Origin of the sequence: Streptomyces sp. NBC_01341 (assembly GCF_035946055.1) — a bacterium.
In the GTDB taxonomy this organism is placed as follows: domain Bacteria; phylum Actinomycetota; class Actinomycetes; order Streptomycetales; family Streptomycetaceae; genus Streptomyces.
Genome location: NZ_CP108364.1, coordinates 257,215 through 282,574, shown reverse-complemented (window position 1 = coordinate 282,574; position 25,360 = coordinate 257,215). Strand labels below are relative to the sequence as shown.

The following is a 25,360-nucleotide window of genomic DNA, read 5'->3' as shown; positions in this document are numbered from 1 at the left end:
TATGCAGAGGTGTGACTGGCGTCAAGCGCTCCATTGCTTGCGGGAGTTGAACAAGAGGAGTATTACTTGCTAAGACAAGTACAAGGTGGTTCCGCTCTCGGCAGGCCTGACCTTTTCGGCGACGGCACGCAGTTGCGGGACCCTGCGCAGAGGGGCACTCGCATGAACGCTCGCAAGATCATTCGCCGCAACAGGGGTGCCATCGGTGTCGCCCTCGCGGGAGCGGCACTTCTGGTCGGCGGAGCCGTGGCCCAGCCGGCGGCCGCGGCCGAGATTCCCTGGGGGCAGGCAAACTTTTACACGGGTGCCGACTTCACCGGGACGGTGTATCCCATTCCGGCCACCGGTTCCGACGCCGAGTGCATCAATCTTCCGGAACCGATGAAGTCCATTGCGAACTTCAAGTACGCCTACGTGGACGTCTTCTCGGGTACGGACTGCACCCACGGGTTCGGTCGGATCACGGGCCTGCACGGGGGCACGCTCGGCATCCCGGCCGTGAGCTACAAGGTCCTCGTGTCCTATCCGCCGGTCCGCCCCTGAGTCGCGTGTGCGGACCCTGTGGACGCCTGAGGCAGGTAGAGGAGGGAACCGTCGGGAGCCGGAAGTTCTCTCGGGCCGCGACATCTCCGGTGCGCGAGGCGCAACTCCGTTCGGAGGAAGGGAAGTCGCCCGACCGGCATGCCTCGTGTCTGCATGTGGTGGCGGGCGAGGAATTGCGGCGCCGGAAGGTGCGGCGGCGGGGGAGCGGCGACACTCATCGTCGCCGCTCGGCCCGTCGCTCAGGCGTCACGCAGTCCGCTGGCATCCGCCAGCAGTTCCGCGGACCGCAGCCACGCCCGCCGGTCGACCGGCAGCGAGGTGGTGATCAGCTCGTCCGCCTGGATCGCGGCGGTGAAGCGGTCGAGGTAGTCGCGGACCTCGGCCGGGGTTCCGACGGCGGAGTAGTTCAGCTCCTGCTCGACCTGCCCGAGGACCTGCTTGCCGACCGGTGTCTCGAGGACTGTTGCCGCCGCGTGTGCGGGCACGTCGACCCCGGCACGCCCCAGCAACTGGATCACCCTGCGACGCTTGGCGGCCAGGAAGTGGTCCTGGGCCTCCCGCCCGGTGTCCGCCGCGACGACGTTCACGCCGGCCATGAGGTACGGCTCGTCCAGCTGCGCCGAGGGCCGGAACTCGCGCCGGTACAGGTCGGCCGCGTCCAGCAGCGCGCCCGGTGCGAAGTGGGAGGCGAAGGCGAAGGGAAGTCCGAGTGCCGCCGCCAGACCCGCCCCGAAGAGAGACGAACCGAGAATGTACAGGGGGACACCGGAGCCCTTGCCCGGTGTGGCCTCGACACCAGGGACCAGGGTCTCGCCGCTCAGGAATCCGCGCAGTTCGACCACGTCGTCGGGGAAGGTGTCACCGGACCGCGGGTCGCGTCGCAGGGCGCGCATGGTCTGCATGTCGCCGCCCGGGGCGCGCCCAAGACCGAGATCGATACGCCCCGGATGGAGTGTCTCGAGCGTCCCGAACTGTTCCGCGACGGACAGAGGAGCGTGGTTGGGGAGCATGACGCCGCCGGCCCCCAGGCGGATGGTCCGCGTCTGCGCCGCGATGTGGGCTATGAGTACGGCGGGAGCGGCGGAGCCCACGATGGACATGTTGTGATGCTCCGCGTACCAGATGCGCCGGAACCCCCACGTCTCCGCGTGCTGTGCCAGGTCCACGCTGGCCCGGAAACTGTCGGCTGCCGTCTCGCCGGCATTGATGTACGCCAGGTCCAGGATGGAGAGGGGGACGGACGTGGTCATGGCAATACCTTCCAGAGGGGGAGGGCGCGGCGGACACTGTTTTCCGGCCCATGGCCGAAAACCGGAAGTGTGCCCGTTCTGTTCCCTCACGTCCCGTGCGGCCGAAAAGCACGGGCGAGGGTCCGGCCCGAAGCCGGGGCCCCCGCCCGTGCGAGCGAGACGATCAGTTCCCGCGGTTCTCCCAGTGCTGGGTCACCGGGGTCGCCGTGACGCCGTTCTCGTAGACCAGTGCGACGCGGTGGTTGTACTGGATGGTGTACATCTTCTTCTTGCCGAAGACGACCGTTCCGCTGCTCTTGAAGTAGTCGTCCGTGAGCGCCGGAGCCTGAGTGGCGACGTACGCCTGCCCCGCCGGGACGCTGTACATGCTGAGCGCGGACTGCGTCGACGGGCTCAGGCCCGCCGGGTACTCCGCGGCGTCCGGGTAGCTCTGGCCGTAGACGGCCACCGAGGCGGAACCCGACGGACGGATCATCTTCACGCCGTAGGTGATCTTGGCGTTCTTTCCGTCGGGGTTGTGGAACCAGACCTTCGCGCCGCTGAACCAGATGGCCGTCCAGTCGCCCTGGACATCGGCGACGACGAACTGCTGTCCGGACTGAGCGGTGCTGCCCCAGTCGTTGATGCGATTCGTGCCGTCACCGTCCTGCCCGTGGATCGACTGGTCGCCGAAGAGCGGAGCGCCGGCGTCGGGAGCCTTGCGCAGATAGACGAAGTTCGACTCCTGCTGCTTGTCCGTGCAGGTCGTCGACGACGAGTCGCTCGGGTCGTCCCCGGGGCAGACGCGGACATTCTGCACGTTGCCGGCGAAGCCGGGGTCGATGGTGACGACCGCGCCCACGGTGGGGGTCGTGTGCAGCCCGCTGTAGCCATGGCCGAGCAGCGCCATGAAGTGGCCCCAGTCCCAGCCGTTGCCCGGGTCCCAGTGCATGCCGGACACGTACTTGTCGGCCGGACCGGGAACGTTGTCATGGCCGATGATGTGCTGACGGTCCAGCGGTATGTCGAACCGCGCCGCCAGGTACTTCACGAGGGTGGCAGTGGCCTCGTACTGCGCCTCCGTGTACCACGTGGCGCCCTGAGCGGCGTACCCCTCGTGCTCGATGCCGATGGAGTGCATGTTCGTCGAGTAGTTGCCTGCGTGGAAGGCGATGTTCGTGGTGGGCACCATCTGGGTCACCGCGCCGTCCGACGACCGCATCACGTAATGGGTGGCCGCGGGGTTGGTCGGAGAGGCCAGGCCGTTGACTCCGGCGTCGTAGGTGCTCTCCAGGTCGTGGATGACGATGCTGTCGATCCGGATGCCGTTCGCGGGCCGGTTGGACACCTGCACCCCCGCCGGGGACCCCGGCACGAACGTGCACTGGACGGCCGGCGGGCACTCGATGTCCGCAGCGGCCGACGACTTCAGGTGCAGGCGGTCCACCTGGGTCTCTGAGGGGTCGACCGAGGGCGTGGCGGCGAGGCGGACGCGCTGTCCGTCCTGTGTCACGTGGGAGGCGCCCTTGCGCACGGTGCCGAAGACGCGGTCGGCGAATGCCACCGCGCCTCGCCGCTGCGTCGACTGGCTGTAGCGGGCCACGGCGCCGTACCACTTGTCGGCGTCCGCCGACGTGCTGCCGGCCACATCCTTCTGGTACGAGGCGAGGAGCGCCGCGCCACCACGGATGTTCGCGGCGGAGTCCTTGCGCAGGCTGTCCGGCGACTGGCCGATCAGCTTCGCGGCGGCCTGCAGTGTGTGAAGTGCGGGATTCGAGGCCATCGACGCGAGGTCGTCACGTCCGGTGCCGCCCGCCCCTCCCGCGGCCATCATGGCCGGGGTGACATCGGTGAGGTGCATGGGGCCGAAGCCGCCGCTGGTGCTGTGCTGCCCCCCGTGGGCGTCCCATGCCGACTCCTGGTAGGCGAGGCCGAGCAGGACGCTGACGGGTACGTGGAACTCCTCGGCGGCCGAGGTGAATTCCTGCTGCCGAGAGGTGGCTGCGGAGTCGGTCTGGGGGTCGGCCGACGCGCTGAACTGCACTGTGGCTGCCAGGCCGCCTGCGGCGAGGACGCCCGCCGCGATCACGACGGGGAGCCGCAGCCTTTTTTGCCTCTTGTGCAAAGTGCTGGTCCTAACGGGATGTGGGGGTTGATGGTGTTCAGGTGAACCGCTACCAAGTTCCGTGCGCACCTGAGGATGTGACGAACCGACAAAAATCGGATCGTTCCGGTGTCACGGTGGCCGACGAGCCATGAGGGCGATCCACCCCCGGACTCGGCCACATGCGGACCACGGCCGCGCACCTCGCTGTAGCGGGGGCCGCGATCCGCAGTCGGTCTCCGGTTTCACACGTATCTTACGGGAGCCGCATACCGCCGGTCACGACCCCCCTCGTAGGGGTCGGCAGCGGTGGCGAGCCGGACCGGACACGAACGACGTCAGGTCTTTCTTCCGGGGCACGAGCACCCCGTGGTGAAGCGCTCCGGGCAACGCTCCCGCGTGGCCGGACCGAGGAGGGCTGACGTCAACTCCGCTTCCGGCGCCCGGAAAGGACCGGATGCAGGGCAGTGACGACGCCCGGGCTGCCACGCGTGGCGGTGGCCCGGGACCGCTTCGCCGAGGTGTCACCGGCTCCACTCCGAGACCTGGCGTGAACGCCTGGCCGGCCGATCAATATACTTGATTAGGCAAATTCGACATGAGTGACTGGACCAGGACCGGGCCGTGCGCGGCCGCCGTCGGACACGTACGGACACTGCGGTTGTCCCAACGGTGCGACATACCGGAGGGAATCATCGCAATGTCTGAAGTTTCGTCCACGCCGGACCGGCCTGTCACGCCGAAAGGATCAAGGAGGGCCCGGGTGCCCCGCGACACCGACCACGCCTACACCGTCTGGCTTCGACTGGCGGCGGCCATAGTGAAACCTGTGCTCTTCCCCCTCGTGTCCCGCCGCTGGCGCGGCCTCCAGCACATTCCTGCCACCGGTGGCTTCATCACCGCCGTCAACCACATCTCGTACATCGACCCGCTCACCTACGGGCACTTCCAGTACAACAGCGGCCGGCCTCCCCGGCTGCTCGCGAAGGCATCCCTCTTCACCATCCCCTTCGTCGGCATGATGCTGCGCAAGACCGGCCAGATCCCGGTGCACCGCGGGACCGCGGACGCGGCGACCGCGCTGCGCGACGCGGTGGAAGCGGTCAACAAGGGGGAGTGCGTGGCGATCTACCCCGAGGGAACCGTCACCCGTGACCCCGGGCTGTGGCCGATGGCCGGCAAGTCCGGAGCCGCACGCATAGCCCTCACGACCGGTGCGCCCGTCATACCCGTCGCACAGTGGGGTGCCCATCGCATCGCGCCGCCCTATGCGCGCGGAGGGCGCGGGAACAGGCGACTGAGCCTGGCTCCTCGCCGACGCGTCGACATCGTCGCCGGACCGCCCGTGGACCTCAGCAGGTACGAGGGCAAGGCGCTCACCCAGGAAGTACTGCGAGAGGCGACCGAGGACATCATGGCTGCGATCACCGGGCTTCTCGCCGACATCCGCGGCGAGGAGCCCCCGCACGGACCGCGGCGCGCGCGCCGTCCCGTTTCCGAACAGGCCCATTGAGTAAGGAAGTTCGTGAGATGTCGGTGCGCGGGTCCCGCGCAGCCCACCGGCGTCGGGGGGATCCGCCTGCTCGGCGACCGTCAACCGGATCCCGGGAGTCTCCAGCGCCTCCTCCAGCGACGCAGGAGCGAACTCGCCCGGAATCCAGTGGTCGGCGCAGATGCGGGCAGCAGTCACCATGCCCGCAGCCCGGCCGGCATCGGCCGGCCGAGCTGCGCTTCGAACGCGTCCAGCCGCGCGGCATCCGCCCTCGGCCTGAAGGGCGCCGGCCGGACGTGGGCAGTGAGCCACCTGTCGATGTGTGCCCACGCGGTCAGCACGTCGTGATCAGTATTCATGGCGGGCGGGCTGACCCTCTGGCCAGCCCGTCCGTCCACAACTGTCTTCTCCGGCGGCAGGGCCGCCTTCCGTTCTACGAGGCGCCGTTCAGCACCTCGCGCAGCCGGTGCGCGAATTCGTCCGGCCTGCCCGCGTAGCCGAATTCTCCGTCGAGGAAACCACCGTGATGACCAGGAAATGTCGTCACCCCCCGGTCGAGCAGCTCGGCCGTCGCAACGGAGGCGCGGCCGGTCTGCAAGCCCGTGGACTCCTCACCGACAGCGATCACCACACGCGTCGATGCCGTGGTGAGCGCACCGGCGTCAGGCCGATAGCCGCTGATCTCCCATGACCGGTCGGACAGCAGCGGATCATGGCGCGTGCCGTCGTCCTCGGTGGGCATTCCGAAGGCGGCAGGATCGGTATCGGGCCGTGTGAAGTACGCGTCGGTGAATTCGCCCTCCCACGAGGTCATGGCCACGAAGGCCGCCATTGCGGCCCCCCACCCCTGCTCTTCGTACACGTCCCGCACCCGGGCCCGCGCCCGCACGGCTGCCGGGCCGTCCGGAGTCAGGGTGATGAGCGGCGGCTCGTGCGCGACCAGAGTGGTCACGTCGCCGGGGTAGCGAGTCACGAGAGCGAGCGCCGTGACCGCGCCTCCGCTGCTGGCGAACATCTCGACCGGGCCGGTCCCGAGCGCCTCGATGACGGCGTGTACGTCCTCGGCCTGGACTTCGGGCGTGTGGTCGGCCCGTCCGTCCTTGCGGACGCTGCGACCGAGCCCGCGCGGATCGTAGGTGATGACGGTCCGGTCGGGGAAGCGCGCTGCGAGCGGGGCGAACCCTGTGGCGTCCATGGGCTGCCCGATCATGAGCAACGGCGGTCGCCCGCCATCGGTCGGCAATGGCCCGCGGACGTCGTAGACGAGGTCCGCGCCCGCTGTCTCGAGGGTGTAGGTCTCCATGCCCGTGCAGACCTGGTTCGCCCTGGAAACTCATCGGTGCGGGAGCCTGTTCCCGCGACGCCGCTCATCGGGCACCCGCTCGTTGTGTCCGGGCCGGCTTCCGCCCCGATGCCGCTACTGAGCCCACAGCGACCCCGGCGAGAACACGAGGCGTGCGCTGGGGCGTGGAGGGTGCGTGCAGCACGTGAAGGGCCCGTACGTACGTGAGGCGTGTCGAGCACCGACCGGACCCACTCCGCCCGCCCAGGTCATACCCGCCCGGGCATCAGCCGATGGTCTCGCTGTGCCGGGGCTTCGGAGCACCCGGAGGCACGAAGCACGCGGTGACGGTCTTGCCCGTCGCCTGGGGATGCGTGGCCCATCCGTCGGCGAGCGCATCGATGATGGCCATCCCGCGCCCGCCCGTGGTGGTGACGTCCTCGGGCCGCTGGGAGGGGGGCAGGGGATCGGAGTCATGGACACTCACGTGGAGGCACCGGCTGTCCCAGGTGAGGACCAGCTGCGCGTCGCTGTGCGCGTGCACGTGGGCGTTGGTGATCAGTTCGGAAACACTGAGCAGGATCGCGTCCACGGTCTCGGGGGCGTCCTTTGTCCAGTCCAGGGACGCGAGGTGCTCCCGCGTCCAGTGGCGGCCGGCCCGTACCCCCTGCGAGATCGGGAACGACTGCGCCCATCCCACCGCACGCAGCGACGTGTCTTTCGTCATCGGCCCTCCTGATTCGGCTCTCCCCACTCCTGTACCCCAGCGTGCGAAGCCCACCGCCCGCTTCGTGCCGCAGGACGCCGGGGCGGGCTCGTCGGCGGATCCGCAGGAGTCGCGGCGGACGTGCCTGGCGACGGAAGCGGCTCGTGACGGGCGTTCAGTCCGGGCGCACCCGCAGCGGGCCACCGGGCTGCGTCCGAGGCTGGATCAGTTGAACAGTACTTGTTTGACGTATCAACTACTGCTTATACTTGCGCAGTCAACCAAGTGAGGCGGTCACCTGTGGAATCCCAAGCTGTGATGACGTCGGGCGCCGCAGCTCAGACGTCCGTTCTCCCGATCGGCAGCCGGCGCGGCAAAGCCGTGCGCGAGCCACGACTGCCCCGGATCCTGCGGCACTTGGCCACAGGGGCGGCGGGGGTCGCGATGCTCCATGCGGCCGTCCTGGGAGTCTCCTCCCGCGGCGAGCCCTACCCCGACCTGGCGTGGGTGGACTCGGCGGAGGCGATGACATCCGTGTACGTGCTCGTTCCCTGGCCGCTGACCGCGCTGGTCCTGCTCTGGCTGGCGAGCCGACGGCCGGCCCTGTACGTCCGCACCGCGCTCGCGCTGCTGCTGACCAGCGGGATCGAGCTCGCCTACGCCTGCTGGGTGCCTCTCACGCATCTCCCGGCGCACGAAGGGAGTCTCTTCCGTGAGTACGTGGCACTGCCGGGGGCCCTCACCGGCTGGTACCTGCTGACAGCCCTCGCCATGGCGACCGCGGTCCTGTCGCACCGCGTGCGTGCGGCCGTCATCACCGCAGGTCTGGGCATCGTGGTCATCTCGACCCTGACCTCCACCGACCCTGCGCTCGCCGGCTTGTTCGCCGCCGGAACACCCCTGCTGGCCTGGTTCGTCGCGGGCCGCGTTCCGGCGCAGCGAGCGCGGTGGCCGAGGCCCGCCGGCTCCCGGGATCCGCAGGGAGGGACAGTCTCCTTCCGGACCCGCGCCCCCGCGCGGGGACCCGCGCGGACCCCGCAGGCCGGCTGACGGTCACCGCGAGCAGGGTCACCCCCGGCGCTGCCTTCTCCGCACCATCAGCCCGGGGACGGCCCCGGTTCCACCGCTGCCGGAACGACCACCACGGCGTACGAGCACGATTCGAGCTGCCTCGACAGCAGCGCAGAAGTGCATGCACCGGTCAGTGTCACCGCCGGCCGCCACGCCCGGCCCCGCACCTCGTCGTCAGGAGGAGCCCCGCCCGTCGCCGAGAGCGCGGCCTGCCGGGTCCACCTTCCCGGCATCCCGATTCCCGCAGCATCCGTGACCGCGGGAAGCCCGCCCGACATCACGCACACAGAGAGAGACAGCCATGCGATTCGAGACTACGGAGTGGGCCGTGGTGCCCCTGGGGACTCCCTCGGCCGAGGACACGGCCATCACCGGGGCCAAGGCCGCCCATCTGGCCCGTGCCGCCGTAGCCGGTCTGCCCGTGCTGCCGGGATTCGTCCTGGTGCCCGCCGAGCGTGCCCCCGGTGCCCTCACCGGGCACGAGGCGTTGCGCGGTGCTTGGCGGACCCTGGCCGGCGGGGAGGGCCAAGAGCCGTTGGTCGTACGATCCTCGTCCCTCTACGAGGACACCGAGAACTCCTCCATGGCGGGACGCTTCGACTCCGTGCTGGACGTCCAGGGCTGGGACTCCTTCGTCTCGGCCGTGAGGACGGTGCTGGCCTCCGCCCGACGGGTCAGACCGCTGCGTCCGGCAGCGCAGGACGTGCCCGCCGACGGCATGGCGGTGCTGGTCCAGCCGATGCTCGAGTCGGCCGTCGGCGGGGTGATGTTCGGCGCGGATCCGGTCGAGGGCCGTACCGACCGCATCCTGGTGAGTGCGGTCCGGGGTGGTCCCGACCAACTCGTCGACGGCAGCACGCCGGGTGTGCGCTACCAACTGACGCGCCTGGCGCGGCCGGTGGGCGGCGACCCCGCCGGACGGCGCGGCGACCGCCTGCTGACGCGCGCGCGTCGGCATCAGCTCGTGAACCTGGCGAAGTCGACCGAACGCGTCTTCGGCGGTCCGCAGGACATGGAGTTCGGCTTCGACGGCGAGGGGCAGCTGTGGCTCTTCCAGTCCCGCCCCATCACGGCCATGACGCCCCGGCCGCCGCGCGGCGCTCGCCTGTTCGGGCCCGGCCCTGTCGCCGAGACCCTTCCGGGCGTGCTCCAGCCGCTCGAGGAGGACCTGTGGGCGGTTCCCATGTCCCACGGTCTGACCGTGGCACTCGACATCGCCGGGGCAGCACCGCGGCGCCGCTTGCGCCGGCTTCCCGTGGTGACGACCGTGCAGGGGAGAGCCGTGGCGGACCTGCGCCTGCTGGGCACCGTACCCCCCGCGCATCCCTTCCTCGACCGGGTCAACACCGCCAACGGGGCACGGCGGGCGGCGGCGGCCTGGCGGGTGGGCAGGCTGCGCTCCGCCCTGCCGCTGCTGGCCGTCGACCTGATGGCGGACGTGGACCGCGCCCTGGCGGGTTTCCCGCCCGCCGGTGACATGCTCAGCGGGCGGCTGCTCGACGCCGTCGCCTGGGGGCGGCAAACGCTGTCCGCCCTCCACGCCCAGGAGTCCCTGGCCGGCGCGCTGCTCGGCACGGGGAGCGGTGCGACGGCGGCCGGCGAGGCGCTGGCGGAACTGGCCGAGGACCGCGGCCGCGGGCTGAGCCACGAGGAGCTCATCGCCCTCCACCCCGTACTGCTCGCCCTGCTGCCACCCACGCTCTCCGGCCGGACGCCACTCCCCGACGCGGGCAACATCACGTTCCTGCCCCGGGGAGTGGACTCCCTCCCGGTGCGCGAAGGGCTGCGGCTGCGCATTCGCTGGGTGCAGGAGATGCAGGTCCGGATGCTGGCGGAACTGGCCCGTCGGCTGTCGGCCGGGCGCGCAGAAGCCTCTCTGCCCCGCCTGGCCCTGCTGCGCTGGGACGAACTCGTGCGGGCAGCCCGGGGTGAGGGGCTGCCGGCCGACCTCGGCGATAGGGCCCCGCGCCCGGAGTCCGGGGCGCTGCCCGCCGTATTCCGTCTCGCCGACGGCATCCCGGTCGCGGAGAAGCCGTCCGGCCCGTCGGAGCCGGGTCAGGGGCAGGGCGCGGGGGGAGGTTTCGGCGTCGGCACGGCTTGGGACGGGCGGGGCGAGCGCCCCGAACGTCCGGTCCTGATCGTGGAGCACCTTGACCCAGCACTGGCATCCCTGCTGCCCGGCCTGGCCGGGCTCGTGGCGCAGACGGGAAGTCCGCTGTCGCACCTGGCCGTTCTCGCCCGTGAACAGCGGGTGCCCACCGCTGTGGGCGTCGCGGAGGCGATCGAACGATTCCCCGCCGGCACGGCCCTGGCCGTTGACGGCGGCACGGGTGCCGTGACCTTGCGCGACCTGACCGGGACTCCTGCCGCAACGACCGCTTCCCGACAGGAGACGGCAGCATGAAAGCACTGAAGTTGTCCGCGTACGCCTTCGGCGGACTGGCCGGTGTCTATGCCGGCTACTACACCGTCCTCTACCTGACCCGATGGGAATGGCAGCGGGCCCTGATCTCGGCCATGCTCTTCCTGATCACCGAGGTCCTCATGGCCACCGTCCTGCTCCTCACTCGGTTCGCCCGGCTGGAGAGCCGGATGGAGCAGTCCTTCGCGCGGATGGAAGACGTGCGCAACCGGCTGGAGCAGACCAGGGCCCCGACCCGGGGCCGGTTCGCCTGGCTGGACCCGGCCGACCTGGACGGCACTCAGCGCACCTTCGTCTTCGTGCCGGTGCTGATGGTGGCCGGCGCGGCCCTGTCCGGTCTCGCGACACTCCTTCAGAAGATCGCGGGCGCCAGCGCGGGACGCGGTGCGGAGAGGCGGCTGGCCGGGCGCCTGACCGCCCTGACCGCCCCCGCGGTCGGGGATGCGGACTCCATCGAGGACCATCCGGCGGTCACGCCGGTTCGTCCGGTGCGCCGTGGGCTCGCGGTGGCGACGGTCGTGGGAGCGCTGCTGCTCGTCCCGCTATTGTGGTCGGCCCTGGCGGATGCCACCCAGACCCGGCCCGAGCCGGCCCCGCGCGCGGCGAGTACCAGCATGACGTTCGCGGTGGAGACACGCGGCAGCGGGGACGTCGGCGACGTCCGGCTGGCGGCGAACGACCTCTGGCAGACCTGCCGTCGTTCCACGGCAGCGCCCAACGAGGACGCCCGGCTGAAGCGGCTGCACGACGGCGTCTACGTCGCCGTCATCCGTCCCGCCCTGCCCCCGCACGATGTGATGCGTCTGCGGGGGTGCATCGAGGACGCCAACACCAACCGGACGAGCGCGGTCGTGCTGCGGTGAGTGCCGCGCGACCGCGCGGATGCCGACTCCGTGGGGCGCCGTGCGGCTCGACGGCCGGATCGCCGCAGTCGCCGCCACCACCCATTCCCGCGCGGACGCCGGGAGTTCCACGGCTCACCTGCGCATGGCTCTCACCAGATCGTTGTGCGTGCGGCTGAGGAACTTCGCCGCAGCGCACGGTCTCCCCTCAGCGCGGCAGGGCTTGCACACGGCGCGATGTGCTTCCAGTGACTCGCGGGCACGCTCGATGAGTTCGGACTCCGAGTACATACAGGCACTTCTCCTTCTGCGGTGACCCGCGGGTGTGAGCATGCGGCTCCGACCGGGTGCATACGGGGAGCGACGGTGAGGTGTGAGGTGCGTGAGCGCATGCGGGTGGCCACATCCTTGCCGTGCGCAGAGAGGATGTGTTCCATCGGCACACACATGATCAGTCATCGTGCGGGTTTCGTGCAACGTCGGTGCGCTCCTTTGACACCATCTCCGCAGCGGCTCCACCTCGGCTCTCGTCCCTCCTCGGCTCGTCCCTTTTCGGTCTGCCCTCATCGGTGGGCCCGAGCCGTGGGGGAGGTGTGATCGCAATCAGCAACTCTGCGGCGCCGCCACCTTCGTGCCGCTCGACAAGCACTACGGCTGCCGGATCCAGCTCGACGCTCTCGGCGATCGAATCGGTGCCGCGCCGTCGAGTGTGCACGCACGTGTGAGGGGTGGCCGGCGCTCTGCGAGCCACGTACTTTTCGGGACATCTTTCAACATCGGCAATTATTGTTTCTGCAAATGTCTCACTGAATCGTGCCCTCCTATGTCGTTTTCTCATCAAGTGTGATTTTCTCACCCCTGTGACCAACGACTCGGCCGGCAGCCCGGGCTGACCGGACGTCCGACCGCATCCGCCAGGTGACTGCCGAGGCCGCGTCCCAGGGTGTCCGGCAGCCGCCGGTACCTCACTTGTCCGCCGCCCGCTCACCGGTCTCCGGGCGGCCAAAAGGTACTCATACATGCGTATACGAGCGAGATGGGCCCTGCTTCCCGCACTGGCCGGCCTGGTCGCGGGGGCGGTGCCCGGCGCAGCCGAGGCGTCCCCCGGCTCCTCCCCGGCCATCGCCGTCCCGGGCGACTCCGTCCCGGGCGCCAAGGCCGTCCACACCCTCACCCTGATCACCGGTGACAAGGTCACCGTGACCCGCGGCTCCAGTGAGGCTCCCGCAGTGAGCGTGGAGCGCGGTCCCGGCCGTACCCACATCGGCTTCCAGACGTCGCACCAGTGGCACGGAGCCGACCACCACATCTCGGTGGTCCCTTCCGACGCCCAGGCCCTGCTGACCGCCGGAAGGCTCGATCCTCGCCTGTTCGACGTCACCGAGCAGCTCGACGCCGGCTACGACGATGCCGCGGACGACTCACTGCCGCTGCTCTACTCCGGCCGCGGCGGCGACTCCGGTGCTGCCCGCGCCGCTGTCGAGCGGCACGGAGCAAGGATCACCGGCACCCTTGACGTCCTCGGCGGTGGCAGCTTCACCACCGCCAAGCGGGACGCCGCCTCTTTCTGGAAGTTCGTCACGGGAACGCAGGGACTGCGCGGCCCGCTGAACAAGCTGTGGCTCAACGGCCGCAGCCGCATCGCCCTCGCCGAGAGCACCGCCATCATCGGTGCCCCTCAGGTCTGGGACAGCGTCGGCGCCGCCGGGTCGCACATCACCGGCAAGGGCGTCACCGTCGCTGACCTCGACACCGGCTACGACCCCACTCACCCGGACCTCGCGGGCAAGGCCGCCGCCGACAGGGTCAAGGACTTCACCGGCTCCGGGTCCGCGGTGGACGGACACGGCCACGGTACTCACACCGCCTCCGTCATCGCGGGCACCGGCGCCGCCTCGGCCGGAAAGTACAAGGGTGTCGCCCCCGGCGCCCAGCTGCTCGTGGGCAAGGTCTGCACCGATGACGGCTTCTGCGCCGACGACGCCGTGATCAACGGCATGACCTGGGCGGCCGAGAGCGGCGCCACAGCGGTAAACCTCAGCCTCGGATCAGCCCCCTACGCCCAGTCGGACCCGCTCACCGAGGCGGTCGACCGACTGACCGCCGACCACGGCACCCTGTTCGTGATCGCGGCCGGCAACGAAGGCGCACCGGCGGCCGACTACTACGGCGGGACGGTCGGCAGCCCGGGGATCGCCGACTCCGCGCTCACTGTGGGCAGTTCCACGAAGCAGGACGCCCTCAGCGACTTCTCGAGCCGCGGCCCGCGGATCGGCGACTTCGCCGTCAAGCCGGACATCCTCGCCCCCGGCCAGGACATCACCGCAGCCCGCGCCGCGGGCACGACCATGGGAGATCCGGCCGGCTCCTCGTACGTCACTGCCTCCGGCACTTCCATGGCGACCCCCCACGTGACCGGAGCTGTGGCGCTGCTCGCGCAGCAGCACCCGGCCTGGAGGGCGGCGGACTTCAAGGCGGCGCTCACGAGCGCCGCCAAGGGCCTCCCAGGGCTGACGGCCTACGACCAGGGCAGCGGCCGGCTCGATGTGGCCCGCGCCGCGACGCAGCACGTGCGCGCCACCTCCGGCAGCATCAGCCTCGGCAAGGCCGACTGGCCGCACCAGGACGTCACGAGAACCGGCACCGCCACCTACACCAACGACGGTGACACCGACGTCACACTCCACCTGTCCGTCGACGCGTACGGGCCACGGGGCCAGGCCGCGCCCGCCCGCGCTTTCGGCCTGTCGGCCGACACCGTGACCGTCCCGGCCCACGGCACCGCCTCTGTCAGGCTCACCGCTCTCGTCGACGACGCGATGGCGGGCGCCTACGGCGGATCGATCGTTGCCGCCACCGGCGACGGGACCACCACGGTCCGCGACGCCTTCGGCGTGTACGCCGAGCCGCTCACCCACGGTCTGTCGCTCACCGTCCTCGGCCTCGACGGCAAGCCGGTGGGCGCGGACACCACCGTCTCCGCCTTCGACACCCGTACCGGCCTGCAGTACAGCGTCCCCACCGACGGCGACGGCCAGGTGTCGATGGGACTGCCGGAGAGCGAGTACGACATCTCCGCGAACAAGTTCGACCCCGTGGCGCACACCTCGGTCCTCTTCTCCGAGCCAGGCGTCCGCCTCACCACCGACACCTCGCTCCTCCTCGACGGCAGAACCGCCGAGGAGGTCAACCTCAAGGTGGACAAGGGCCAGGCCAAGAACGAGGGAATCTTCGCCACGGCGACATCCATCAGCGCGGACGGGCGCTACGGCACCCAGAAGCTGGTGATGGGCTTCCCGGGCGACCGCATCTACGCCACGCCGACCGAGAAGGTCACCAGCCACCCGTTCTGGTTCCTGGCCACCCAGCGCTGGAGCGGCACGGTCCCCAGGACCGCCACGAAGCCGGCCTGGAGCTACACCTACAACCTCGCCGTCAACATTAAGGGCAGCGTCCCCGCCACCCTCACCCGCAGCCTCCACGACGCGGAACTCGGCCGCGTCGAGGAGTCCTACGCGGGCCAGGGCGGCAAACCGCTCGGCGTCCGCATCGACTCCCCGATTCCGTCCTACGGCGCCGTCACCTTCGGCGACGGCAACGTGATCCCGGTCCCCGGCAAGGAGACCCGCTACTACAGCGACGACCCGGCGCTCGTCTGGGACCGCTCGCTCGGCATGCGGGCCCAGGGCACCGCCGGCTTCGACGAGGTCCAGTTCGCGGGCACCACACGATTCCGGCCCGGCGGGGCGTACACCCGCCGCTGGAACGCGGCCCCCCTGCGTGCGCGGTCGGTGGAAGCCTCACGCGTCGAGGACACCCTCTTCCTCACGCCTGGACTGTTCTCCTCGGCAGCCGAGAACACGGCCACCCACTCGGGCGAGGCAAGGGGCACCTCGGGCTCGTCGACCCTGTACCGCGACGGGGTGAAGACCGCGTCCGTGAATTCCCTGGGCCGTCTGCAGGCAGTCGTTCCGTACGAGAAGGGCACCTACACACTGACGTCGACGGGTACCCGCCAGGTCGGCTGGTCCACCCTGGGCAGCAGGGCATCGGCGACCTGGACCTTCACCTCCGGGCGTCCGTCGGGCCCTGCCCCGGCGGAGCTGCCGCTGATGAACGTGCGCCTCAACGGGCCCGTCGGCACCGCCGGCGCCGTCGACGGTGGACGTATGTACCGCTTCACCGTGGCGGCCGAGCGAGGCACCAAGGCGGTCACCACCTCGCTGGGCCTCAAGGTGTCGTTCGACGACGGCAGGACCTGGAAGACCGCCAAGGTCAGGCACTTGGGCGCCATCGGCATCGTGGCCCTGCGGCTGCCCGCGAGCGGCGGTTACGCCTCGATCCGTCTCACCGCCGCCGACGCGGCAGGCAACAAGGTCGACCAGACGATCATCCGGTCCTTCCAGGTGACCCGGAAGCGCTGAGGCCCCGCCTCGGACGGGAAGGCGCGGCCTGTACGCATCCGAGGACGAACACCTGACGAGGGCCATTCCCGCTTGCGGGAATGGCCCTCCGGCTGTTCACCCACAGCGTCGGTGAGCTGCGGCCGGACGGGGCAGCGGCCCCCGCTGCCCCGTCCGGTGCTGCACGGATGCGGGCCGAGGACTACGCCCAGACCCTGTACAGCGAGTAGCCGTAGCAGACGTAACTCTCGCCGGGCTGGGCCGACGCGTTCCACTCGGCGGCTACGGCACCGCAGGCGACGTACTCGCCCACGTATTCGCTCCGGGGCCCTCCCTGTGTGGCTGCCGCTGCGGAGCCTCCCGCCATGCCGGCAATCGCAACCGTGGCAGTCACGGCCAGAGCCGCGCCTGCGAGAGTGCGACGGATTCCCTTGAAGCTGGACATTCGTCCTCCTCGATCGACAAACATAAAATTGACGCGTCAAACGCACGTCGAGTCGATCACTGGATTTGTACCGCTGTCAAACATGTCCACGGATTGGATCGTGTGTGTGAAGGTAATGCGTAATTACCATGCGCGTTTCGCGCACCAACCGTTGCTCGGACGGATGCGCCGGGATCTGCCCCCGGACGGCCGGAACCAGCTTCTGGAGCGGTCTCGTCTCCACACATCCGCCCACGTGGCGTGAACAGGTGTGTGAGCGCAGTGTGGAATGAGTGAACATAATCCGAACGGGCTCCTCGCGCCAGGGAAGGCGGCGAAGATGCGCACCCACCAGCCTGACCAGGACGTCTTCAGGTCGATCGCGTCGGAGGACATCGTCTGGAAGCAGTTTCCGGCGTTCCCTCCTTCGGCGCGTCTGGCCGTGGTCGTCGGTGATCCGATGAAGCCCGGTCCCTACGTGGTCCGGGTCAAACTGCCAGGCGGTCAGAAATTGATGCCGCACCGCCACGAGGAGGACCGGATCTACACGGTCATCTCAGGCGTCTTCTACATCGGACACGGCGAGACGTTCGACGAGAACGAACTCCAGGCGTACGCACCGGGGTCCGTCGTGGTGCTCCCGGGCGGAACCCCTCATTTCCACTGGGCGAAGTCGGGTGAGTACGTCACGCAGGTGACCGCTCTCGGTCCGATCACGCTGGAGTACATCGATCCTCGAAACGATCCGCGCAACAGCTGAATCCCTTGCCGGTCGCCCTTGGGCTGTCCCGCGTGGAACGGCGAGGTCTGGAGCAGACGTGATCATCACCGACATCACCACATTCCCCCTGCGCATCCCGTTCGCGCCGGGTACCGAATCCGCGGACGCAGCCTGGGGGCCGAAAGGCCTCAAAGCGGTGGACTCGCTCCTGGTCCGGGTGACGACCGACGAGGGCACGGTGGGCTGGGGCGAATCCTTCGGTTTCACGGGTGTTCCGATCACACGCGAGGCCATCGACGGGGCCGTCGCGCCCGCGTGCGTGGGCCAGGACCCCCTGCAGATCGTGCCCCTCATGCACGAGGTGCAGCGGAAGCTGCACGTCTTCGGACGCGCCGGGCCCCTGATGCACGGTCTTTCAGCGGTGGACATCGCACTGTGGGACATCGCCGGGAAGGTCACCGGCGCGCCCGTCCATCAACTCCTGGGCGGCAGCGGGCATGCTGATCTGCCCTGCTATGCGAGTCTGGACGCCTACGCCGATCCCGAGCTCGTGCGCGCGGCGGTGCGGCGGGCGGCCGACAGCGGCTTCGTCGGGGTGAAGCTGCACGAGAAGGGGTTCCCGGAGATCAGCGCCGCACGCGACGAAGCCGGGCCCGATCTGGCCCTGATGGTCGACGTGAACTGCGCCTGGAGCCCGCACGAGGCGTCGGCGATCGCGGGGACGCTGCGACCGCTGGCGCTCACGTGGCTGGAGGAACCGGTCTGGCCACCGGAGAACTTCGCCGGCCTCGCACAGGTGCGCCGCGCCGGCGTACCCATCGCGGCGGGGGAGAACGTGTCGACCCTGCTCGGTTTCCAGCGCCTCCTGGACTCCTCGGCCGTCGACTTCGTCCAGCCCAGCCCGGCCAAAGCGGGCGGTGTCACCGAGCTGTGCAAGGTCTTCACGGTCGCGGCCCTCCACAACATTCCGGTGATGCCCCACACCTTCTACGACGGACCCGGCCTGCTGGCCGCGCTGCACGCCGCCGCCGTACTGGCCACGCCCGAAACGATGATCGAGTGGCGGTACTTCGACCTCGAGGCGCAGATCTACGGCGGTGCGCTGACCGTGCGGGACGGCCGAGTCCGCGTGCCGCTGGGCCCGGGGCTGGGCTTGGAGCCCGACCCCGACGTGATCAGCACCTACCTGATCCGATGAGCAGTCGTCGCAGCACCGGGCTCGCGTGACTCGCGCTGGGGTGGGCGGCCGGGCGTCGCCCCGACCGGCCGGCACCGGCGATGACCGGTACCGGCGCGATCGAGGCGGCCGTCCGGCCTCCGGCCATCGCTTCCGATGGGGAGGCCCGGGCCGGTCACCGGCCAGGGCACCCCGGGCGCAGCCGGCTACCGGCCGTTGCCGACCGGACGGCCCCGCCTCATGTCGGGCGTCGGTCTCACGTCAGGTGTCGGGCCAGGAACCGGCAGCCGTCCTCCAGCTCGAACCACGGTGTGCCCGTGTGCCCTCCCGGATTGGCGTGCAGCGTCTTCTCCTCGCTGCCGAAGGCATCGAACAGGTCCAGAGCCCGTTGCCGGGGGTTCCCTTCGTCGTCCCACTGCAGCAGGAACAGCAGCGGAATGGTGACCTTCCGGGCCTCCTCCCGCTGGGCACGGGGCACGTACCCCCCGGCGAAGAGGCCTGCGGCCGCAATACGCGGCTCGACCACCGCGAGTCGGATGCCGAGAGCGGCCCACCCGCCCGAGTAACCGACCCGGCCGCTGATCTCGGGCAGCTCGAGCAGGGCGTCCAGCGTGGTCTGCCATTCGGGGACCGCATTCTCGACCAGTGGGCCGATGAGGGACTCGAAGATCTCGTCGACCGGCTCTCCAGCCTGCATCGCCCGCCGGAGGTCCGCCCGGGCCTGCACGTCGGCGGCGGTGCGGGGACGGTCCCCGCACCCGGCGGCGTCGATGGTGGCCACCGCGAAACCGCGCGCCGCGGTGTACCGGGCTCGGGCCACCAGCCGGGGATCCGCCTTGGGGAGGCCGTTGTTGTGGGCCATCAGGACCAGCGGAGCCGGTGTGGATCCGGGCGTCCACAGGGTGCCGGGGATCTCGCCGAGGGTGAACTCGCGTTCCAGAACGCCGTCGTCGAGGCGTCTTTCGGAAATGAAGTGCACGGTCGTGCCTTTCGGGAGTGCTCAGGGCGGCGCTCCCGGACGACCTATCGCCCGGCCGTGACCCCGGAGGGGAGCACCCACGTCGAAACTGCGTCCACGGGTACCACCTCCTTGTCCTCACGCACGGCCTTTGGGAGATTAGCAACGGTCGCCGTCGTCCGCCAACAGATTTCGGCCGCCGAGGCGGGGCGGTGCGTCGGGCGGGCCTCCCGCAGCGGTGCGGTGGTGATGCCCCGGAACAGCAACTGTCGTTGCGTGGACGGCGTTTCCGTACTCTCTGGGCGCGGCACGACCTGCGGCCCCGTGGTGGCGCCACCATCTGATTTCAGCATCCGCAGGTCGGAGACATCACGCTCAGCATCCTTCCGGACGGCCGTCAGGCCGGTCCTAAGCGGTGAGAGCCTCGTTGAAGCAGGCGTACGCCTCTTCGTCAAAGAGTACGAACCGGACCTCCGTGACCGGGGGGAGCGCGGTCTCGCGGACCGTGCTTACGGCGATCCGGGCCCCGTCGTCGAGAGGCCAGCCGTAGATGCCCGTCGAAATCGCCGGAAAGGCAACTGACCGGACGCCCAGTTCCGATGCCACCCGCAGCGACTGTCGATAGCAGGACGCCAGCAACGCGGAACGGTCCTCCGTGGGTGACCAGACCGGGCCCACCGTGTGAACGACGTACTCCGCGTTCAGGCGGCCTGCCGTGGTCGCCACGGCCTGACCGGTCGGCAGCCCCTTTCCATAGCGCGAGGCCCGCAGGCCACGGCAGGCCGCAAGGATCTCGGGCCCACCGCGCCGGTGGATCGCGCCGTCCACCCCACCACCGCCGAGGAGGGAGGAGTTGGCGGCGTTCACCAGGACGTCGGCGTGCTGCTCGGTGATGTCCCCGCGCACGAGGGTGATCGTCGGTCGTGTCTTCATGAGGCAATTCTGCCCTCGGCGCCGTATGAGCCCCGCACGCCGGTGATCATGAGGGTCACGTGGCGCTCCAGGCCGTCGACGGCTTCGGTATCCGGCCCGTGCCGCGGCAGATGGCCTGCGAACTGGCCGGGCACCTGGCAGGCCCTGGCCGCGGGGCACCGTCCGCTCGGAGACCTCCGGGGAGCCGGGCCGTACGCCGGCCTCCCGGAGGCCTCCGCACGTCAACTCACCTTCAGATTCTGCGCAAGGGTGTGTGCCGCGTAGCCGTTCACTCCGAACAGCCCCTCGGAGTACGCGGTGTCGGTCGCGTCGATCACCGGATCGGCGCCGTCACCCAGCCAGACGCGGAGTCGCGAGCCATCGGTGCGCACCTTCAGGTGGTAGGTCCGGCCCTCGATGATCGATGTGGCGTGCGAGGCGATGTCCCGTCCCGGGCGCCACAGTTTGACGGTCCCGCTGGTGTCGATGTTCGCCGTGTACCCGACCCCGTCGGCGCCCGCCCGGAAGGTCAGTCCCGTCGCGGTTCCGTTGGTCACCGACAGGTCGCCCTCGTAGGTGAAGTCGTTGCCGGAGCGGTCGCTGAGGTAGAAGCCGTCCTGGGCGGAGTTCCCCTGCAGTCCGGCGGGGGTGACCGTCCACGTGCCTCCGCGCGGTGTCCAACGTCCGGCGGGAAACGCGGTGAACCCGGCGGTGCCGGTGTTGAGGTTCTGCACCGTCGCCGTGCCGTCGTAGGCGTTCACACCGAACAGGCCGCTCGCGTAAGCGGTGTCGGTCGCGTCGATGACCGGCTCGCTGCCGTTGTCCAGCCACACCCGGATGCGCGGGCCGTCCGTCCGCACCTTGAGGTGGTAGGTGCGGCCGGCCGTGATGGGTGTGGAGTGCGCCGCGATGTCCTTGCCCGGGCGCCAGAGCTTGACCACACCGCTGGTGTCGATGTTCGCCGTGTAGCCGGCGCCCGACGCGCCGGCCCGGAACGTCAGGCCTGCGGCGCGTGCGGTGTCCAGGGTGATGTCACCCTGGTAGACGGCGTCCGCGCCGTTGCTCGCGCTGATGTAGAAGGCGTCGCCGCCGGTCGACACGCGCTTTCCGCCGCTCACGTCGCTCCATGAGCCCCCGGCCGAGTGCCACGGCCCCTTGAGGTTGCCGGCGAGGGTGGACTGCGACGTTCCCCAACTGGTGTTGAGCCGGGTGAAGATCGCACTGTCCAGCTTCACCTTGCCTCCGTCCGCGAAGAGCCGGATGCCCTGGCTGTTCGCTGCCGAGTCGAAGTCGACGTTGTCCGAGAGCGAGTACTTCCCGCCGTCGGCGAAGATCTCCAACTGGCCCCGGTCGACGAGCAGCCGGAGCTCGACCTTGCCGTTCTTCGGCTTGAGCGGCTTGCCCTGGAGGGTCTGCGCGGCAGTGTCGTAGACCACGCTGCGGTCTGCGGAGCCGTCCGACCTGGCGTGCAGGTCGAACCCGAACCTGCCGGCACTCGCGCCCTTGACGTCGAACTGGGCGGTGATCTCGTAGGTGTCGGCCTTGACTCCCGCGAAGAGGTTGTCGCTCCTGGCGGCATCGACCGTCTGGTTCTTCCAGGTCTTGGTCTCCGAGGCCAGCGAGGCGAGTTCGGCGACTGGCGTACGGCTGATCCGGGGGCCGTCCGGGGTGCTGACCAGGTTGAGCGTCGCCGGAAAGGTCGCGTTGCCCGTCCAGGTGCTGCCGCGGTTGCCACCTTGCCAGGCCATCTGCGCGGTACGGCCGTCAGGGTTGCCGGTGAAGGTCTGCGCGGCGTAGAAGGTGCCGCCCGCGTGCGTCGTGCCCAGATCCATCTGCTGCGGACCGGCCCAGTCGGTGCGGAAGGTCGTGCCGTCGAAGGATCCGACGGCGTACTGGCTGGAGGCAGAGGTCAGGACCCACCGCTGCTGACCGGTGTTGCCGTCCAGCGGGAGCTGGAACATGTCCGGGCACTCGAAGAGCCAGGGGGCCGAGTAGCGGCTGGCGAACGTCCAGTCCAGCAGGTTCTTCGAGGTGTAGATGTTCACCCCGTTGCCACCCTGGTCGGACCAGACGACCATGGCCCAGCGCCGGCGCGCCGCGTCCCAGAAGACCTTGGGGTCACGGCTTTCGTTCGGGATCTCGATCTGTTTGCGGCCCTTGTCGTAGGCCTGGAAGGTCTGACCGTTGTCGTTGCTGTAGTAGACGCTGACGCCGTTGGTGTTGGCGAAGACCACGATCGGGTCGAGGTCGCCGGTCTTCAGGCCGGAGGTGTTGTCCTTGTCGACGACCCCTCCGCCCGAGAACAGTGTGCCGGGGTGCACGCCTGGTTCGAGGGCGATCGGCTTCTGCGTCCAGTGCACCAGATCGGGGCTGGTGGCATGGCCCCAGTGCATGGTGTCCCAGGCAAGGCCATGCGGATTGTGCTGGTAGTAGAAGTGGTACAGCCCGTTCGCGTACACCAGCCCGTTGGGGTCGTTCATCCAGCCCGACTGCGAACTGAAGTGGTACTGGCCCCGATACGGCTCACTGTAGGTGGTGGGCGGATACGGGAACTCGGAGTAGTCGGACACAGTCCCGGCGACCGCGGGTGTGCCCGGGAGCAAGGCGACCAGACTCGCGACCAGGGCGACGAGCAGCGCCCTGACTTTTCGGCGCATGTGAACCCACTCTCTGCGCGCATGTGGATGGGTGTCATCGTTGACATCTGTCAACGATGACGTCAGACCGATGTCAGATGATGGGCCCCCGCAGGGAGCCCGTCAACGCCCCGAACGGGAACAGCTCCCGCCGTTCACGGGACCGTCGCGATGTCCGGAGTTCCGTACCCCGACCCCAACTGCCGCTCCCACGGCGGGTTCGGTCCTACGACGGCGCAGGTCAGCGCGGCCACGCGCGCCGCAAATGCGCAGGCCTCCGCGACGTCGGTCATCTGGAGGCCATCGAGCCGGCCGCCCAGCAGCCCGCGCGTGCCGAGGTGGTGGAGGAGTCCCGCGGTGAAGGCGTCCCCCGCGCCCACGGTGTCGACGACCCGGGTGGGTACGCCGGGCACGGTGACGCGTTGCCCGTCGAGGGAGGCGACCGCGCCGTGTGCGCCACGGGTGACCACGACCAGCCGCGCGCCCTCGGCGTGGAACCCGTCGCAGGACGCCTCCACCGTGGTGTCCGGTGCCACCACGTCGAGGTCGTCCTCACTCAGCCGAAGGATGTCCGCCACCGAGCACCACCTCGGCAGCCGCTCACGATAGACCTGCGGGTCGACCAGTGCAGGCCTGATGTTGGGATCCACGCTGACCGTGGAGTGCCGCCGCGCCTCGGCCAGGAGTTCCTCCACCAGGGAGCCGCCCGGTTCGAGGACCAGTGCGAGCGAACCCGAGTGGACGCAGGACGATGTCAGCAGGTCGACGCGGCCCAACTCCTCGCGTGTCCACTGCCAGTCGGCGGTTCCCTCGGCGTGGAACGAGTACGAAGCCTGGCCTCCGGAGTCGACATCGGCGACCGCCAGCGTGCTGGGCTCGGCCGCTTCCGGGGCATCGGACAGGTCGACCCCGGACTCCAGCAGGTGGGCGCGGAAGAGGCGGCCGAAGACGTCGCCCGACAGCCGCGCAAGGAGCCGGGTCGGTGTACCGAGCCGGGCCAGGCCGACAGCGGTGTTGGCCGGGCCTCCGCCCGGCAGTACGCGCAGTGACAGACTCCGGCCGTCGGGGGACGAGCCGTCCCCGGTGCGCGGGAAATCGGACCCGGGGCCGGCGAAGGCGTCGGCGACGCACTCTCCCAGCACGGTGACCTGACGTGGCGACTGCATGCGGTGGATCCTCCAGCTGGGGACGCGGAAAGAAGGCGCGCGGAGGCCACCGCACCGCACTGGCGGAGCGGCCTCGGCGACCGGCTCGTCGTATGACCGACGGGCTTTCCGCGCAGGGGCATTGACGTTGACGGACGGGGAGTCCATCATCCTCCGCATGCGGTGTCAACGATGACATGTGTCAACGATGGCATCACCTCGGCGACGGCGAACATCCGTTCCGCAGGCATGCTTCACCGCCCATGCTCACCCCTTCCGCAGGAGTCGCACATGTCCCGTAGAGACCGCCCCGTCCTCGCCGTAGGCGCCGTCGTCCTCGCTCTGTCCCTGACCGCGTGCGGGTCCGGGTCCGGCGGCTCCCAGTCCGGGGGCAAGGTCAAGGTCGGTCTGATCACCAAGACCGACACCAATCCGTACTTCGTCAAGGTGAGGCAGGGCGCCGAGCAGGCTGCCAAGGCATCGAACGTCGAACTGTCCACGGCAGCAGGAAAGTTCGACGGCGACAACACCAGCCAGGTCACCGCGCTGGAGAACATGGTCGCCTCCGGGGTCAAGGGCGTACTGATCACCCCCAACGACTCCAAGGCCATCGTCCCCGCCATCGAGAAGGCCCGTGCCAAGGGCGTCATGGTCATCGCTCTCGACACCCCTCCCGAGCCGCAGTCCGCTGTGGACGCCCTGTTCGCGACCGACAACGTGAAGGCCGGCGAACTGATCGGCGCCTACGCGAAGGCCGCGATGGGAGGCAAGCCGGCGAAGATCGCCACACTCGACCTCGCTCCCGGTGTGTCGGTCGGCGTCCAGCGGCACAAGGGGTTCACCGAGGGCTTCGGCGTAGCCGCCGACGATCCGTCGATCGCCTGCTCCCAGGACACCGGCGGAGACCAGGCCAAGGGCCAGACCGCCATGGAGAACTGCCTGCAGAAGGCGCCCGACATCAACCTGGTGTACGCGATCAACGAGCCCGCCGCGCTCGGCGCGTACACCGCCATCAAGGCCAAGGGCCGCGAGAAGGACGTGATGATCGTCGCCATCGACGGCGGGTGCACCGGTGTGCAGGCGGTCAAGGACGGCAAGATCGCCGCGACTTCGCAGCAGTACCCGCTGAAGATGGCCGCGGACGGTGTGAAGGCGATCGCCAACTTCGCGAAGTCCGGTGACAAGGCGTCCGGTTACACCGACACAGGGGTCCAGCTCATCACCGACAAGCCGCAGGCCGGTTCGGAGTCCAAGGACTCCGGCTTCGGCCGAGAGAACTGCTGGGGCTGAGCC

At 69.7% G+C, this 25,360-nt stretch carries 19 protein-coding genes; 9 read left to right on the top strand and 10 right to left on the bottom strand.

Annotated elements, in window-relative coordinates:
• Positions 1-162 precede the first annotated feature (162 nt).
• Positions 163-543 (top strand): hypothetical protein, encoded by a 381-nt coding sequence (locus OG206_RS01175; RefSeq protein WP_327111211.1) that lies wholly within the window; start codon positions 163-165, stop codon positions 541-543.
• Between the two features lie 239 nt (positions 544-782).
• Here OG206_RS01175 and OG206_RS01170 read toward each other — a convergent pair whose 3' ends face one another.
• On the bottom strand, positions 783-1,793 hold the full coding sequence (locus tag OG206_RS01170; RefSeq protein WP_327111210.1) for an LLM class flavin-dependent oxidoreductase: 1,011 nt from the start codon (positions 1,791-1,793) through the stop codon (positions 783-785).
• A gap of 163 nt (positions 1,794-1,956) precedes the next feature.
• Positions 1,957-3,897, bottom strand: coding sequence for an N-acetylmuramoyl-L-alanine amidase (locus OG206_RS01165; protein ID WP_327111209.1), 1,941 nt, complete (start codon positions 3,895-3,897; stop codon positions 1,957-1,959).
• Between the two features lie 742 nt (positions 3,898-4,639).
• On the opposite strand from OG206_RS01165, the gene OG206_RS01160 reads away from it, so the two are divergent.
• A complete protein-coding gene (locus tag OG206_RS01160) occupies positions 4,640-5,389 on the top strand; it encodes a lysophospholipid acyltransferase family protein (RefSeq protein WP_327111208.1) in 750 nt (249 codons plus the stop codon).
• 173 nt (positions 5,390-5,562) lie between these two features.
• Here OG206_RS01160 and OG206_RS01155 read toward each other — a convergent pair whose 3' ends face one another.
• The 3 genes from OG206_RS01155 to OG206_RS01145 all read right to left on the bottom strand — a co-directional run bounded on the left by OG206_RS01155 (position 5,563) and on the right by OG206_RS01145 (position 7,377).
• Positions 5,563-5,727, bottom strand: a complete 165-nt coding sequence (locus OG206_RS01155) for a hypothetical protein (RefSeq protein ID WP_327111207.1) — start codon at positions 5,725-5,727, stop codon at positions 5,563-5,565.
• 74 nt (positions 5,728-5,801) lie between these two features.
• Positions 5,802-6,671 (bottom strand): alpha/beta fold hydrolase, encoded by an 870-nt coding sequence (locus OG206_RS01150; RefSeq protein ID WP_327111206.1) that lies wholly within the window; start codon positions 6,669-6,671, stop codon positions 5,802-5,804.
• Between the two features lie 265 nt (positions 6,672-6,936).
• Entirely contained in the window at positions 6,937-7,377 is a 441-nt protein-coding gene (locus tag OG206_RS01145; RefSeq protein ID WP_327111205.1) for an ATP-binding protein, read from the bottom strand.
• A gap of 396 nt (positions 7,378-7,773) precedes the next feature.
• On the opposite strand from OG206_RS01145, the gene OG206_RS01140 reads away from it, so the two are divergent.
• The 4 genes from OG206_RS01140 (at position 7,774) to OG206_RS01125 (ending at position 16,115) form a co-directional block, all read left to right on the top strand.
• Complete coding sequence (locus OG206_RS01140) at positions 7,774-8,406, top strand: hypothetical protein (protein ID WP_327111204.1); 633 nt, start codon at positions 7,774-7,776, stop codon at positions 8,404-8,406.
• Positions 8,407-8,728: 322 nt separating this feature from the next.
• Positions 8,729-10,831, top strand: coding sequence for a PEP/pyruvate-binding domain-containing protein (locus OG206_RS01135; RefSeq protein WP_327111203.1), 2,103 nt, complete (start codon positions 8,729-8,731; stop codon positions 10,829-10,831).
• Positions 10,828-11,712, top strand: a complete 885-nt coding sequence (locus tag OG206_RS01130) for a hypothetical protein (RefSeq protein WP_327111202.1) — start codon at positions 10,828-10,830, stop codon at positions 11,710-11,712. Before OG206_RS01135 ends, OG206_RS01130 begins: the two co-directional genes overlap by 4 nt.
• Positions 11,713-12,710: 998 nt before the next feature.
• On the top strand, positions 12,711-16,115 hold the full coding sequence (locus tag OG206_RS01125) for a S8 family serine peptidase (protein ID WP_327111201.1): 3,405 nt from the start codon (positions 12,711-12,713) through the stop codon (positions 16,113-16,115).
• A 181-nt stretch (positions 16,116-16,296) separates the two neighbouring features.
• On the opposite strand, the gene OG206_RS01120 is transcribed toward OG206_RS01125, so the two are convergent.
• Positions 16,297-16,539: a hypothetical protein gene (locus tag OG206_RS01120; protein WP_327111200.1), complete on the bottom strand. Its 243-nt coding sequence runs from the start codon at positions 16,537-16,539 to the stop codon at positions 16,297-16,299.
• Between the two features lie 319 nt (positions 16,540-16,858).
• Between OG206_RS01120 and OG206_RS01115 the strand changes: the two genes are divergently transcribed.
• Positions 16,859-17,278, top strand: coding sequence for a cupin domain-containing protein (locus tag OG206_RS01115; protein ID WP_327111199.1), 420 nt, complete (start codon positions 16,859-16,861; stop codon positions 17,276-17,278).
• A gap of 58 nt (positions 17,279-17,336) precedes the next feature.
• Positions 17,337-18,437 carry a mandelate racemase/muconate lactonizing enzyme family protein gene (locus tag OG206_RS01110; protein WP_327111198.1) on the top strand — a complete coding sequence of 367 codons (1,101 nt, stop codon included), beginning with the start codon at positions 17,337-17,339 and terminating at the stop codon, positions 18,435-18,437.
• A gap of 235 nt (positions 18,438-18,672) precedes the next feature.
• Here OG206_RS01110 and OG206_RS01105 read toward each other — a convergent pair whose 3' ends face one another.
• The 4 genes from OG206_RS01105 to OG206_RS01090 all read right to left on the bottom strand — a co-directional run bounded on the left by OG206_RS01105 (position 18,673) and on the right by OG206_RS01090 (position 24,088).
• Positions 18,673-19,395: a dienelactone hydrolase family protein gene (locus OG206_RS01105; protein ID WP_327111197.1), complete on the bottom strand. Its 723-nt coding sequence runs from the start codon at positions 19,393-19,395 to the stop codon at positions 18,673-18,675.
• Between the two features lie 387 nt (positions 19,396-19,782).
• Positions 19,783-20,307, bottom strand: coding sequence for an O-acetyl-ADP-ribose deacetylase (locus tag OG206_RS01100; RefSeq protein ID WP_327111196.1), 525 nt, complete (start codon positions 20,305-20,307; stop codon positions 19,783-19,785).
• Between the two features lie 221 nt (positions 20,308-20,528).
• Complete coding sequence (locus tag OG206_RS01095; RefSeq protein WP_327111195.1) at positions 20,529-22,943, bottom strand: glycoside hydrolase family 32 protein; 2,415 nt, start codon at positions 22,941-22,943, stop codon at positions 20,529-20,531.
• Positions 22,944-23,077: 134 nt separating this feature from the next.
• Positions 23,078-24,088 (bottom strand): carbohydrate kinase family protein, encoded by a 1,011-nt coding sequence (locus tag OG206_RS01090; protein ID WP_327111194.1) that lies wholly within the window; start codon positions 24,086-24,088, stop codon positions 23,078-23,080.
• A 270-nt stretch (positions 24,089-24,358) separates the two neighbouring features.
• On the opposite strand from OG206_RS01090, the gene OG206_RS01085 reads away from it, so the two are divergent.
• A complete protein-coding gene (locus OG206_RS01085; protein WP_327111193.1) occupies positions 24,359-25,357 on the top strand; it encodes a sugar ABC transporter substrate-binding protein in 999 nt (332 codons plus the stop codon).
• Positions 25,358-25,360 lie beyond the last annotated feature (3 nt).